Source organism: Paraphotobacterium marinum (assembly GCF_002216855.1).
GTDB lineage: Bacteria > Pseudomonadota > Gammaproteobacteria > Enterobacterales > Vibrionaceae > Paraphotobacterium > Paraphotobacterium marinum.
The window spans coordinates 1,057,868-1,070,663 of record NZ_CP022356.1; the positions used below are offsets into that span (position 1 = coordinate 1,057,868).

The window sequence follows — 12,796 nt, forward strand, 5'->3', positions numbered from 1 at the left end:
CCATTGTCGATTGTCCATTGGTGCGTTTCGACAATGACCCCAATTATTTTTCATGATTACTTAAGGCATTATTTGTATTTTTTATCGCTGTTTGGAGCTTTTTATTAAACTTTTTTTTATCGCTATCTGAAAAGATTGATGCTACTACAACTAAGTATGGCCCATCTAAACCACGACCTAGGGTGGACACAAAGTCAACATTGCAAAAATTTAGAAAAATTTTTTCAATACGTGCGGGGTGTATATATTCACCTTTGGCTGTTTTGAATGCATCATTGATTCGTCCTAAAATATACAAATATCCCTCATTATCAAAAAAACCCAAATCACCAGTTTTAAAAAAATTATCGATAAAAATATTTTCATTAAATTTTTATTTTGATAGTATCCTTTGAAAAGACATTTTGAATTAATTAAAATTTCACTAGTTTCAGAAAGCTTAATACGAAAAGATTTTATAGGTTTCCCAATTGAGCCTATTTTGTGTTGATTATAAGGGTAATTTATTGCGCCAAGGCCCATGCTTTCTGTCATTCCCCAGGCTTCGATAATGAAAATATCTAAACGACTATACCAATGTAAAAGGTTTTTATCTATTGGAGCTGAGCCCGTACCCATTATTCGTGCAGAACTCAGACCTAATTTAGATTTTATTAATTTTTTAATATATTGATTTACAAAAGGGATACTTAATAAAAATTTTAAAATAGGGCTAGGAATTTTTTCAGTAATTTTATCTTTAAAAATTTTCCAAAGTCTAGGAACAGAAATAAATATTGTCGGTTTACAATCCTTAAGATTTGAAGAAAAACTTTCGATATTAGCCGGAAATGATATCAAAATACCATTTAAATATGCTGTTGACAAAATGTAAATTTTTTCAGTGATATGTGCTAAAGGAAGATATGAAAAAAAACGGTCTGAACAATTTAATTTAACAAGCTCTGTAATGTACTGAGCAGCTGTATATATATTACCGTGAGTGACAATTACACCCTTGGGTTCTCCGGATGTACCAGATGTATAAATGATTGATGAGGTTGAATTTATAGAAATTTGGGGCATAGTTTGTTTTATGGAAGGCTGCTTTAAAACATCATCCCAAATTAATGTGGTTTTGAGGGGGCATGATGTGGAACCCAAGCTTAAAATTTTGGTGTGATGATTCAGTACAGATAATATTTCATCATAAGAATCAAGTTTGCCAATAAAAATAAAGTTACATTTACTGTGAGTTACAATATATTGTATATTTTCTTTGGTCGCACTTGGAAGAATAGGGACACTAACTAAACCGAATAAATTAACTGCAATATCAAATACAACCCATTCAAATGAATTTTTTGCAATAATCGCAACTTTATCATTTATCGATAAATCGTTATCTTTCATGAGTAAAATTAGTTTTAAGGCAAGATTATAAACTTCCTCATAACTATAATACTTGAAGTCATTTTTATTATTTATATACTGTTTTAGAAAGTTTTTTTTAGGATTTAATTCATAATTCTCCAAAAAACAATCATAAATATTTTTTTCATACATTATAGAATTCTCTTTGTTACTCAGTTGAACTATGAGCGAATCCTAGTTAAATTGAAAATAAAGAGTTCTATTAATGAGAAAAAAGTAACATAAAAATTTTAAGATAATAATTAATTAGGACCACATTACATTATTTTGATTTTTATGGGCATTTTTTAATAAATCAATTAAAGGTAATGCTCTAATTTTTAGGGGAATTTTAGGCTCATCGTCATCACTAACTTCCTGAACACTGTTAGTTCCAATTTTTTCAGAATTAATTTGATTTAAAGAAGATTGAAGTTTTTCCAATGCTTGTTGGATATCTTCTGTTAAAATTGCGCCCGGAGTCTTCTTTAAAAGGCCCATCATACCAATTAATTGTAGAGCAATATCACCGAACATAACAACATCAGCATGGTTTTTTGTTTTAAAAGTTATTAACATTATTTAATCCAAATTTTATTCAAGTCATATACATAATACTATAAATCTACACTAAATGCTTGCTCTTGATTTTGCTACTGTTATTGATTTATATTAATGTTAAATTTATTTATATAATAAATTTTATAATAATTTATAACATAAGGAGTTTTAATGGGCATTATTGCTTGGATTATTCTGGGTTTGATCGCAGGATGGGGTGCTAAAGAGTTTCTTCCTGGATATTTTCATGGTGGTTTATTCTTACAAATGTTGTTAGGTATGGCCGGTGCTATTGTTGGCGGTTTTTTGGCAGGTTTAATTGGATTACATTCTGGTAATTTTTTGGGTAAATTATTTATTGCCTTCATAGGTGCCATTATTATTTTATTTGTCTATAACAAGTTTATTCATTAGTGAATTTAAGGAATAGTAATTTCATTACTATTCCTTAATAGGTGAAAAATGTTATATAATTAAGAAAATTGAATTATATACAAGAGTTTATGCAAAGTTTTTTTTTAAAGATCAAAACTTTGATTTCTAATATCTATTCCACCTCTCATTTTATTAAAGCCGTACAAAGATTTGATAATAGGTTAGGGAATCACTTTGGTGCAGCAATAAGTTTTTACTCTATATTGTCTTTGATTCCAATATTAATGGTTATTTTCGCTATTGCTGGATATATGTTGTCATCGGATACGTCAAAACTTTTTTTAATAATTAATGAAATGATTGATAGTTTGGGTAATGATAGATTGTCTGACTCTTTAAAAAGTATGTTAAATACTGCTATACAGCAAAGAACATCAGTTGGAATTACAGGACTGATAATAGCATTATTTACTGGTTTTAAATGGATTGGTAGTATCAGAGAGGCTTTGTGTGCTCAAACAAGAAATGTATGGGAGCAAGATCATAGCCAAAAAAGGCCCTTTTTAAAACAACATTTAATTGATTTCATTGCACTTATTGGTATGGTCTTCATTCTGATTATTTCGATAATTTTAACTACATTGAGTCATATGGCGGATGACAGTATACATAATATTATGAGTATGCTTAATTTAGATGTAAGTGAAGAAATCTCAGTTAGTTTTTCAAGATTAGTTTCAATGATGATTAATATAGTATTATTTATGTGGATATATTGGTTATTACCTCAAAAAAAATTTAAACTCATCACCATATTTTTGGGATCTCTTTATGCTGCTATAGTGTTTGAGATATTAAAACTTCTAATCTCTCAAACTTTTCCATTAATTAATAATACATTATCAGGCGCGACATTTGGATCAATTTTCGCTTTGATGATCTTTTTTTATATCTTTGCACGTATTATTTTATTTTTTGCCGCATGGATAGCAACAGCAAAAGAATAAAGAGTAATTAAGAAAGTTATCCACTAAAATTGTGCATAACTTTTAAGTAATATTTGGTAAATTATTATTTAATCAATTTAACAGTGATATTATAGTTTTCATCATTTATATCTAAAATGGACACCTTCAAAACTTGCCCTATATCAAAAGTACATTCATTAGATTTCAATTGAAATAATTCGTTATTAAATTTAATTTTGTTATCGATTGAATTGGCTGGTAAGAAAACAGATGCTCCATTCTCAATTAACTTTAATCGTAAACCTGCTTTGGTGACATCAAAAACTTCAGCTTTAAAGATTGTATTATTTAATTTATGGTTTTTCAGGAAGTTTGCGTATAAAAAGTTATTTATTTCGCGCTCTGCAAAACGATGTAATTTTCTTTTTAAAATAGAAGCATCTAGAAAGTCACTATTTAATTCCTCAATAGGCTTGTCAACTGAAATAATGGATTTAATTAATCTATGATTAAGTAAGTCACTGTACTTTCTTATAGGAGAGGTCCAAGTTGCGTAATTTTGAATGCCCATCCCATAATGTGAGCCAGGATCGGTTGATAGACTTGTATGAGCATTAAATTTTCTTAATCTTTTTTTTATATAACCAGGCTGTTCATCTAACCATTCTCTATAATTCTTATAATTTTCAATCGTTAAATTTTCATTATTGTTATCGAAGAAATTGATATTGAGTTTTTTAAATAGAGACTCTATCTCCGTTCGTTTAGCCATATCTAAGCCAGAGTTAGTATTAAAAATACCCTTGTTTAACTTTGTTGCTAAAAAATGTCCTGCAACTTGATTTGCTACAATCATTGCTTCTTCAACAATTTTGTGGGCTATATTTTTTGATTCTGTTTTGATATTTTTTACGCTGTTATCTTCATTTAACTCAAATTTATATTCATTTTGATCTTTAAAAAGTATTTCATTTTTATGTCTATACGATAATCGTTTTTGACAAAATAACTCTAAAAGTTGAAGTTGTTGTTCAACTAAAGGATTAGAAGTTGGAAGATTTGTTTTGTTTTGTAAAAACTCAAATACTTGTTCATAGCTTAACTGCCCCTGAGATTTAATCCAAGCCATAAAAAAGTGAACATCTTTATTGATTTGCCCATTTTCATCAATTATAACTTCACAACAAAGAGTTGATTTTTTTTGATGTGGTCGAAGAGAGCATATTTCTTCACTTAATTTTTTTGGTAACATTGGAACATTCATTCCTGGAAGATAAATAGTAGAGATTCGAACACGTGCTTCTTCATCTAATGTACTTTCATGTTCAAAATATGAGGTTGGATCTGCTATGGCTATGGTTAATTTATAAGAGTTATTACTAGCTTTTTCTATATAAAGGGCATCATCAATATCCTTTGTATCAGGACCATCGATAGTTACAAACGGCTTTTCGGTTAAGTCGATAAGTTTTTCGTCATTAAGAGCGAATGATACCTCTTGTTCATTAGGCCCATGAAAAGGAAGATTTAAGTTAGCTAATGCACTTTTCCATTTCTTAAAAATATCATCAGATTCAGCTACTTTAAATTGCACTTTACAGTTAAATGAGGTTTTATTATTCATTTTATGTTGTGAAAAATTACATAAAAACGTCTCATTCTCTTTCATGTCAATAATATTAGATTCTTCTATTTTAAAATGATGATTTATCAAAGCATTATCAGGTACAATGAAAAACTTGTTATTTTTTTTGATTGCGGTGCCTGTAAAGCTTTCTAATTCAGAAGATATTAGCTTGATAGGCTCTGCATATTTTTTTTTATCTTGTTCTCGGATAATTGCTTCAATTTTGTCACCATTTATTAATTGTTTCATAAATTTCTGAGATAAAAAGATTTTTTCTTTTTTTTCTGTTTCTAAAAACCAAATCCTTTTACATGAGCCTTTACTGTCCCAGTCTTTTTAGGCAAGCTTTCTTCTAATTCTTTTTTTAATTTATTAAGTAAGGGATTGTCTTGAAGCATAAAACATTGTTCTCTTTAAATTATAGATAGGTAAAAATTTAATTAAAATTATATTAAATAAATAGGACAAATAAAATAAATTATTTTAAATCAATTATAATAGTAATTAAATTATAGAAATAAGCACTTCATTAGTGTAGAATGTACCGTTTTAAAATTGGGACATAACTTTAGGTTGATAGAGTATCTCTATAGATAAAGAAGTCCCAAATCAAATGATGATAATGGGGACTTTATGTCAAACAGTATAGAACGATTCGATCAATTAAACTTGAAGAGCTCAATTTTGAGTTCTTTAGAAGACATCAATTTTATAAATCCAACACCAATCCAAGCTGCATCGATCCCCCCTCTTTTAGATGGTAATGATGTTCTCGGTAAAGCTCAAACCGGTACAGGAAAAACAGCCGCCTTTTCGCTACCTATTTTAAATAAAATAAACTTTTCACAAAAAAAACCACAAGCAATTATCATGGCACCTACTAGAGAGTTAGCTATTCAAGTTGCCGCAGAAATCAAAACGTTAGGTCAAAATATTGAAAAATTGTTTGTAACGGAAATCTATGGAGGAGCTTCAATTGTTGATCAAATGAAGGTTCTGAAAAAAAATCCTCAAATTGTTGTTGGAACTCCAGGTAGAGTAAAGGATTTGATTTCACGTAATAAACTTCACTTGGATGAAGTAGAGACTTTTGTATTAGATGAAGCGGACGAAATGCTAAAAATGGGTTTTGTGGATGATGTGACTTGGATTATGGAGCAAGCACCTAACTCAGCACAACGAGTTTTATTTTCAGCGACAATGCCTCCAGTGGTAAAAGACATTGTTAATAAATTTTTAAGAAAACCGGTTAAGATTGATGTTGCTGGTGAAAATAAAACAGTATCTAAGGTAGACCAAAAGTTTTGGGTTGTGAAAGGTGTTGATAAGGATGAAGCTCTTTCAAGGCTTCTTGAAACTGAAAATCCTGATGCGTCTATCATTTTTGTGAGAACAAAGCAAGATACGGAAAAACTATCTGATCACCTAACTAGAAAGGGCTTTAAGGTTTCCGCTCTTCATGGAGATATTCCTCAATCTTTAAGAGAACGAACTGTAGAGCATATCAAGAAAGGTGTTATTGATATATTAGTGGCGACTGATGTGGTAGCACGTGGACTTGATGTGCCGAGAATAAGCCATGTTTTTAATTATGATATACCTTTTGATGTTGAATCTTATATTCATCGAATCGGGAGAACAGGAAGAGCAGGGCGTTCAGGAAAAGCAATTCTTTTTGTTAGAACCAATCAATTAAAAATGCTAAGAACTATTGAAAGAGTAACCAAATCAAAAATGAGTGAAATCTCACTTCCTCTTAGAGATGACGTTGCTAAAGCTAGATTAAACAAACTTGCTACTGATATTGAACAAGAAAAAGAGTTTAAATATTTAGATAAATTTATAGCATTAAAAGATCAACTTAAAGAGAAGATTCAAATTAGTGATGATGAATTATGCGCAATTTTATTGAGAAAGGTTCAAGGCACCAGACCACTTTTTTATCAAGGGCCTGATCCTATGATTGCTGCTCTTGAAAGAGATCAAAAGAGAAATGAAAGAAGGAAAAAAGGTGAGAAAACAAAAAGTGGAGATGGATTTAAGGGAGATTGGGATACTTATCAGTTGCAAGTAGGAAGAGAACATGGTGTTCAGGTTAAGGATATTGTGGGAGCTCTTGCAAATGAGCTTGATTTATCAAAGGATTTAATTGGGGGTATTAAACTTACACCACGTCATACTTTAGTTCAACTGCCAAAGAATTTACAAGATGCGACAGTAACTCATTTGAAAAAGTTAAAAATTAGACAAAACAAGGTCAATGCTGTTGTAGTTTATGATGATACAATGAATGAAAATAGAAAAAGTAGACGAAATTCAGGGCACAGAGGTCGTTCAAGAAATGAACAAGGCAGTAGACCAGAAAGAAAGTTCGATAGAAATCGAGCTTCTAAAAATCGGGTAAAAAATAAATAAAAATCTTGTTATAATAAATCATGTAAGGTAAGTTCTTTCTTACTCTTATGTGATTTTTTTTAATCTCTGCTTCTTTAAAATTTAATAACAATTAATGTGATATGGCACTGTTTTTATTCAATTAAAAACACATCATTTCAATTACTTATCTAGGCTTTCATTATTATGTATTAGGTTTCTTTGGAACTAAAATATGAAAAAAGAAAAATATTTTATTTTTTTTGTGTTGCTGTTTGTATTTCAATTTAATTTACATGCAAGTGCGTTAAACGATAAGAAGAATAGTATTTATCAGATGGGATTGAACAGTGCTTGTCAATCACAAAACTCTATCGATCCAAGTTATTCGGCTTTCGATCAAGTTTTTGAAACTAATAAAGATTTTATCTCTGGCAAAAAATACGGAGAAAAACTTTGTTCAAAAAACAAAGAAAAAGTAAAAGATACAAAAATGTACCAAAGTTTTAATCCTACCTATCCTACAAATATACAAGATAAATCAAGTTTTTTCCAAATGGGATATATGAGTGGATGTAGCCTTAATAATGAATTGCTAGATAATTTCCCGGAAGGCGCGATTGTTCTTGAAGATGAACCTGATTATCAATTAGGCTTCAACTTAGCAAAAAAGTCTTGTTATTGAAAAACATTAAATAATAATCAATGATAAGGTATACATCATACATAATTTGGATTAAAATAATTTTTTTATTAATAGGTAATTAAAAAAATGCGATTTATTTTAACATTAGTTGTTTGTTTAAGCAGTTTTATCTGTCAGGCAAGAAGTTATGATATGCCTAGTCCTGATGCGGCACAAATAGTTGGAAAGTTAAGTGTTTTAAAAAGTAATGGAATCTTTAATATTAAAGAAATTGCTCATAAATATAATCTCGGCGTTGTTGAAATCACAGAAGCAAATCCAAATATAGAGTATTTTACCCCAAGAAAGAATAAAACTTTAATTTTGCCAACCCAAACTATACTACCTCACGTGCCTTATAATGGAATCTTAATTAATCTTGCGGAGCTCCGTTTGTATTATTTCGATAAAAGCTCCAACAAGGTATATATTTTCCCTATAGGAATTGGAAAAGTGGATCGAAAAACGCCACTTATGACCACTTACATATCTTCAAAAATTATGAATCCAACTTGGACACCAACTGCACAAACAAGAGCCGAATATAAAGAAAAAAATAAATTTTTACCACCTGTTGTGCCAGCTGGACCGGAAAATCCTTTAGGTGATCGAGCAATGAGGCTAGCTGCTAATGGTGGTGTGTATCTTATTCATGGAACTAATCAAAAATACGATATAGGTATGAGAGTGAGTGCGGGTTGCATAAGAATGAATCCGGATGATGTAAGGTGGCTATTTGATCAAGTAAAAGTTCACACGAAGGTTAGAATTATTAATACGCCAATAAAATACACACAAGGTGAAGATGGAAATATTTTTGTTGAAGTTCATCAACCATTATCCAAAGACTCATCACAAGTTGGTCAGTTTAAGAATGTCAAAATACCTAAGAAGCTTCAAAAGTTAATACAAAATAACCCTAAAGCGCAAAATAAATTACAATTAGCGATTCAGCAACAAACAGGTTTGCCAGTTGAAATAACTAAATAATTTAATGTTTAATACAATAAAAAAAAGCCGAGTTCAATGAATTCGGCTTTTTTTATTACTATCTAAATTATTACTTGCTGTAACCAGTAGATTGATTTTCAAGTGCATCTAATCTTTGGTTTGCTCTGTCAGCGTCAGCTTGAGCTTGCATAGCTTCTTTATGTAATTCTTCGTGAGAAGGCTTGCTCGCACAACCAACCATTAGAGAAGAAAGAGCTACTGCAGCAATTAAAGTATATAACTTAACCATAATATATCCTTGTTTAAATTTATTAATAATTACTTGTAAAATTATATAGTTACAAGTGTTGTTAATATAACAATTGATAGTTGAAGGTAAAACGAGTATGATGCAAAAGTGTGACGCGCATCAAATTTTTAGCAAAGAGAAACAATTTAAGGAATCCCTTAAATTGTTTTCAGTTGAATGGTGATTTGTTTTATTTGCTATAACCACCACCTTGACTTTCTAACGCATCAAGTCTTTGATTTGCTCTGTCTGCATCAGCTTGAGCTTGGACAGCTTCTTGATGCAATTCTTCATGTGATGGTTTGCTAGAACATCCAACCAAAAAGGCAGATAGGATAATACTAATAAATAATGTATATATTTTGTTCATATATGTCTCCTAAGGTAAATACAAAATTAAATTTTGTCCTATGATTATAGACGTTGTTGATTTCTTAGTTTCAGATTTTTTGATTAGTCTCAATAAAGATACAAAAGGGAAGGAATGAAACTTGATTGTATAAACAAGTTCCATTTTATGAAAATTTTATTTGCTATAACCTCCACCATGACTTTCCAAAGCATCAATTCTTTGATTTGCTTTATCAGCATCCGCTTGTGCTTGTTGAATTTCCTGCTGAAGTTCTTCATGTGTTGGTTGGCTTGAACAACCTACAACAAAACCTGATAAAACTAAACTCATAAATAATAATTGTAACTTCTTCATTATAATCTCCTCAAATATTTAAGATACTGTATTAAAAACAGTAATTTAAATATAGAACCTATTATATTTTTTTTATTATTTGTTTGTTTATTTCTCAAGAATAAGACTTTGCTCTTGTTTAAAGTTAATGAGCGTGATGATGATCATAATCATCTGGTGAAATACTTGTAACTTTTCTATTTTTAACTTTTACAGCTACATTTTTAATATCGCCGTTATTGAAAATTAAGCTGATATGAAAAGTATCAGCAACTTTTAATTGTTTTTTTAATCCAATAAGCATTAAATGATAGCTGCCTGGCTTTAGAGTTATTTCCTGATTACTGCCTATTTGAAGATATGGAATTTGTGCCATTTTAAAAACATTATTTTGTTTGAAAGTTTTATGAATTTCGATATTTTTAGCTATAGTAGATTTGACTTTAACAAGCCTAAGTTTGCTTTTTGTTAGATTTTTTATTTTTAAATAAATGCCTCCAACTTTATCTTTACTTGAAGTGCTGAAAGCATATGGATCTATAATGCTGATACCCTTAGCAGCATATAACGGGAACGAAAATAAAAGAGTAAAAATTAAGTAAATGGATAATTTTTTCATGAAATATTTTCCTTAATTGCTTTTTCAATTGCATGCACAATGATATTCGTATTCATAGTGTGTGGTATTTTAAACAGTAACTCACCGTTATTCCTCGTAAAATAAAAGTAAGAATTATGATTAATTGTGTAATTTAAAGAGGAGCCGTTTATTTCCGATTTTTTATAAATAATGCCGTATTGTTTTGCCAATATGTCAATTTTATGAGTGCTTAAAGTTATACCTTGAATCGATCTATGAAAATGTGATGCATATTCTTTAGTGATTTGAGAGGTATCTCTACCAGGATCCAGTGTGATGAAAATTGGTTCAATTTTGGATAAATTTTCTTTTGATAAACTATTAAGTGCACTGCTTAATATGGCTAATTGTGCAGGACATACATCAGGACAATGAGTGAAACCAAAATAAATAACTTTGATTTTATTACCAGTATTTGAAAAAACCTTACTAAACGAAGTATCATATGATGTTATATTTGGTTCGATATTAGGTTGATGAAGATAGCTATAGGTTTTAAATCCCATAATAGAAATTATTATAAGTAAAAAAATATACTTAACTCTCCTCCATGATAAACTTAACATTCACCAGTTCCCTCTTAGCCGACTTTGAAATAAAAATTTTTCCACTCCATTCTGATGTATTTTGAAGACAAAGTGGAAGAAAAATATCACCTTCATAAAAATTTTGTTTTGTTTTATGGAGATGAAAATAGTATGTTCCCATATCCATAGATGTTGAATTAATGGATAACACTAATGATTTAGGTAAGTTAAGTTTGTTAGTAGTGCTTAGATAAATTTTATTGGGCTTAAGCTGTTTCAGCTGTCTGTTTTTTAACTTGATAATAAAGGAATCATGAGCACAATATCCATTAGACAAAACACATGAATTTTCAATTGAGAAAATTGTATTAGAAAATAAACTAAACCAAAATATTATAAAGTATTTCATAATATTCAGGCTATTAAACTATCTATTATATGTCTAACTTGAATTCAGATCTTCTGGAAAGAAATCACGATTATGTTTTTTTTAAAGAATTTAATAAATAAACTATAAATATCCCACAAAAGAAGGAAAAGAACGAATAATAAACGTAATTTTCTTGGCCAGTTAATAAAGTATATGTATTTGGCAAGACTTGATTAAACTCTAAAATTGAGAACTGGTATAAAGAACAATTTTCTATTTGCCAAGGCCACAGCTTTATAAGTGTTCCAATCATTAGGCCAATTAAAAATAAGAATGTTGAGTCTTTATATTTTGTAAGAAAAAAGTTTAGTATTTTAGAAAAGCTTATAAGGCCAAAAAGAGCACCAAAGGCAAAAATTAAAATTGTATTGAGTTCAAAAGATTTAATGGCGTTTAAAATAGGAATATAATATCCAAATAAAACCAGCAATAAACTTCCAGATATTCCTGGTAAAATCATTGCGCATATAGCAACAGCCGCAACAAAAAATGTATTCAAGGGAGTGAATGTAATCACAATAGAAGAAGAAGATGTCAGTATTAGCGCAACAAAAAAACCTAATAATGAAAATAATAATAATCGTTTCTTAATATTATTTATTTCTTGAAACATTATCACAATTGACATAATCATTAGTCCCATAAAAAAAGACCATGTTACAACTGGGTAATGGGTTAATAAATATGTTATTACATGCGCAAATGAAAAAATACTCACTAAAATGCCACTAAATAAAAAAACTAAAAATTTGAAATTAATTTTTTGTAATGTAGCTTTAAGGCCATTTTTTTTGAAAAATATAACTAATTCTGGAGATATGCTGCTGATGCTTTGAATTAACTGAGGATAAATACCAGTTATAAAAGCAATAGTGCCACCAGATATTCCTGGGACTACATCAGCAGAGCCCATAGCAAGACCTTTCATAAAATTTATTAGATTTTTTAACATTTATACAAAATAATAATATTTAAATGATAATAAGATAATAAACGAAAGAGCTTAATTTGGGAAGTTAAAAAACTATGAACAATTATGAATTAGAGAAGTTATTAAAATGTTCATGGTCTTCATCGAGGACTTCACTATATTTAGCTCTATTTTCTTTGATTAATTGAGCAGCATAACTGGGAGAAAAAGCATGTCTCTCTCCTTTGACTAAAAAATATTCATTCTCAAATATTTTATCTTTGTATTTACCATCTTCAAGGATTTCTACTATAACTTTCATTGTTTATACCTAATTGAAATAATTAACATTGTAAATCAAACAGATTCAGATCATCAAGATT

Annotated in this window: 17 protein-coding genes; 5 read left to right on the plus strand and 12 right to left on the minus strand. The window is 29.5% G+C overall.

Features of this window, described 5'->3' with window-relative positions; all coding sequences use genetic code 11:
* Positions 1 to 43: 43 nt before the first annotated feature.
* From CF386_RS13530 to CF386_RS12100, 3 genes are all read right to left on the minus strand, one after another.
* Positions 44 to 298 (minus strand): hypothetical protein, encoded by a 255-nt coding sequence (locus tag CF386_RS13530; protein WP_089074683.1) that lies wholly within the window; start codon positions 296 to 298, stop codon positions 44 to 46.
* Complete coding sequence (locus CF386_RS12095) at positions 286 to 1,545, minus strand: AMP-binding protein (RefSeq protein ID WP_089074684.1); 1,260 nt, start codon at positions 1,543 to 1,545, stop codon at positions 286 to 288. The genes CF386_RS13530 and CF386_RS12095 overlap by 13 nt, the downstream gene beginning before the upstream one ends.
* 114 nt (positions 1,546 to 1,659) lie before the next feature.
* Positions 1,660 to 1,971 carry a DUF1840 domain-containing protein gene (locus tag CF386_RS12100; RefSeq protein ID WP_089074685.1) on the minus strand — a complete coding sequence of 104 codons (312 nt, stop codon included), beginning with the start codon at positions 1,969 to 1,971 and terminating at the stop codon, positions 1,660 to 1,662.
* Between the two features lie 153 nt (positions 1,972 to 2,124).
* Between CF386_RS12100 and CF386_RS12105 the strand changes: the two genes are divergently transcribed.
* Together CF386_RS12105 and yhjD are read left to right on the plus strand one after the other, a co-directional pair.
* Positions 2,125 to 2,367, plus strand: a complete 243-nt coding sequence (locus CF386_RS12105; RefSeq protein ID WP_089074686.1) for a GlsB/YeaQ/YmgE family stress response membrane protein — start codon at positions 2,125 to 2,127, stop codon at positions 2,365 to 2,367.
* Positions 2,368 to 2,486: 119 nt separating this feature from the next.
* A complete protein-coding gene (gene yhjD / locus CF386_RS12110; protein ID WP_158522419.1) occupies positions 2,487 to 3,335 on the plus strand; it encodes an inner membrane protein YhjD in 849 nt (282 codons plus the stop codon).
* A gap of 64 nt (positions 3,336 to 3,399) precedes the next feature.
* On the opposite strand, the gene CF386_RS12115 is transcribed toward yhjD, so the two are convergent.
* The gene (locus CF386_RS12115) at positions 3,400 to 5,226 is read right to left on the minus strand and encodes an exoribonuclease II (protein ID WP_089074688.1); all 1,827 of its coding nucleotides are present in this window, start codon (positions 5,224 to 5,226) and stop codon (positions 3,400 to 3,402) included.
* A gap of 330 nt (positions 5,227 to 5,556) precedes the next feature.
* Here CF386_RS12115 and CF386_RS12120 point away from each other — a divergent pair, with 330 nt between their 5' ends.
* The 3 genes from CF386_RS12120 to CF386_RS12130 all read left to right on the plus strand — a co-directional run bounded on the left by CF386_RS12120 (position 5,557) and on the right by CF386_RS12130 (position 8,971).
* The gene (locus tag CF386_RS12120) at positions 5,557 to 7,338 is read left to right on the plus strand and encodes a DEAD/DEAH box helicase (protein WP_089074689.1); all 1,782 of its coding nucleotides are present in this window, start codon (positions 5,557 to 5,559) and stop codon (positions 7,336 to 7,338) included.
* Positions 7,339 to 7,531: 193 nt separating this feature from the next.
* A complete protein-coding gene (locus CF386_RS12125; protein ID WP_089074690.1) occupies positions 7,532 to 7,981 on the plus strand; it encodes a hypothetical protein in 450 nt (149 codons plus the stop codon).
* Positions 7,982 to 8,068: 87 nt separating this feature from the next.
* Positions 8,069 to 8,971, plus strand: a complete 903-nt coding sequence (locus CF386_RS12130; protein WP_089074691.1) for a L,D-transpeptidase family protein — start codon at positions 8,069 to 8,071, stop codon at positions 8,969 to 8,971.
* Between the two features lie 70 nt (positions 8,972 to 9,041).
* Here CF386_RS12130 and CF386_RS12135 read toward each other — a convergent pair whose 3' ends face one another.
* The 8 genes from CF386_RS12135 to CF386_RS12170 all read right to left on the minus strand — a co-directional run bounded on the left by CF386_RS12135 (position 9,042) and on the right by CF386_RS12170 (position 12,735).
* Positions 9,042 to 9,221, minus strand: a complete 180-nt coding sequence (locus CF386_RS12135; RefSeq protein WP_089074692.1) for a hypothetical protein — start codon at positions 9,219 to 9,221, stop codon at positions 9,042 to 9,044.
* A 190-nt stretch (positions 9,222 to 9,411) separates the two neighbouring features.
* A complete protein-coding gene (locus CF386_RS12140) occupies positions 9,412 to 9,591 on the minus strand; it encodes a hypothetical protein (protein ID WP_089074693.1) in 180 nt (59 codons plus the stop codon).
* Positions 9,592 to 9,747: 156 nt separating this feature from the next.
* A complete protein-coding gene (locus CF386_RS12145) occupies positions 9,748 to 9,927 on the minus strand; it encodes a hypothetical protein (protein WP_089074694.1) in 180 nt (59 codons plus the stop codon).
* A gap of 124 nt (positions 9,928 to 10,051) precedes the next feature.
* Positions 10,052 to 10,525, minus strand: a complete 474-nt coding sequence (locus CF386_RS12150) for a copper chaperone PCu(A)C (protein WP_089074695.1) — start codon at positions 10,523 to 10,525, stop codon at positions 10,052 to 10,054.
* Entirely contained in the window at positions 10,522 to 11,112 is a 591-nt protein-coding gene (locus CF386_RS12155; protein WP_089074696.1) for an SCO family protein, read from the minus strand. Before CF386_RS12155 ends, CF386_RS12150 begins: the two co-directional genes overlap by 4 nt.
* Entirely contained in the window at positions 11,084 to 11,482 is a 399-nt protein-coding gene (locus CF386_RS12160) for a hypothetical protein (protein WP_089074697.1), read from the minus strand. The genes CF386_RS12155 and CF386_RS12160 overlap by 29 nt, the downstream gene beginning before the upstream one ends.
* A 70-nt stretch (positions 11,483 to 11,552) precedes the next feature.
* Positions 11,553 to 12,455 (minus strand): DUF368 domain-containing protein, encoded by a 903-nt coding sequence (locus CF386_RS12165; RefSeq protein ID WP_089074698.1) that lies wholly within the window; start codon positions 12,453 to 12,455, stop codon positions 11,553 to 11,555.
* A gap of 82 nt (positions 12,456 to 12,537) precedes the next feature.
* Positions 12,538 to 12,735, minus strand: a complete 198-nt coding sequence (locus CF386_RS12170) for a hypothetical protein (RefSeq protein ID WP_089074699.1) — start codon at positions 12,733 to 12,735, stop codon at positions 12,538 to 12,540.
* Positions 12,736 to 12,796: the final 61 nt, after the last annotated feature.

Coding starts and splice junctions, on each gene's coding strand:
- CF386_RS12095 (WP_089074684.1), bottom strand. CDS start 1,545: ATGTATGAAAAAAATATTTATGATTGTTTTTTGGAGAATTATGAATTA.
- CF386_RS12100 (WP_089074685.1), bottom strand. CDS start 1,971: ATGTTAATAACTTTTAAAACAAAAAACCATGCTGATGTTGTTATGTTC.
- CF386_RS12105 (WP_089074686.1), top strand. CDS start 2,125: ATGGGCATTATTGCTTGGATTATTCTGGGTTTGATCGCAGGATGGGGT.
- CF386_RS12120 (WP_089074689.1), top strand. CDS start 5,557: ATGTCAAACAGTATAGAACGATTCGATCAATTAAACTTGAAGAGCTCA.
- CF386_RS12125 (WP_089074690.1), top strand. CDS start 7,532: ATGAAAAAAGAAAAATATTTTATTTTTTTTGTGTTGCTGTTTGTATTT.
- CF386_RS12130 (WP_089074691.1), top strand. CDS start 8,069: ATGCGATTTATTTTAACATTAGTTGTTTGTTTAAGCAGTTTTATCTGT.
- CF386_RS12135 (WP_089074692.1), bottom strand. CDS start 9,221: ATGGTTAAGTTATATACTTTAATTGCTGCAGTAGCTCTTTCTTCTCTA.
- CF386_RS12140 (WP_089074693.1), bottom strand. CDS start 9,591: ATGAACAAAATATATACATTATTTATTAGTATTATCCTATCTGCCTTT.
- CF386_RS12145 (WP_089074694.1), bottom strand. CDS start 9,927: ATGAAGAAGTTACAATTATTATTTATGAGTTTAGTTTTATCAGGTTTT.
- CF386_RS12150 (WP_089074695.1), bottom strand. CDS start 10,525: ATGAAAAAATTATCCATTTACTTAATTTTTACTCTTTTATTTTCGTTC.
- CF386_RS12155 (WP_089074696.1), bottom strand. CDS start 11,112: ATGTTAAGTTTATCATGGAGGAGAGTTAAGTATATTTTTTTACTTATA.
- CF386_RS12160 (WP_089074697.1), bottom strand. CDS start 11,482: ATGAAATACTTTATAATATTTTGGTTTAGTTTATTTTCTAATACAATT.
- CF386_RS12165 (WP_089074698.1), bottom strand. CDS start 12,455: ATGTTAAAAAATCTAATAAATTTTATGAAAGGTCTTGCTATGGGCTCT.
- CF386_RS12170 (WP_089074699.1), bottom strand. CDS start 12,735: ATGAAAGTTATAGTAGAAATCCTTGAAGATGGTAAATACAAAGATAAA.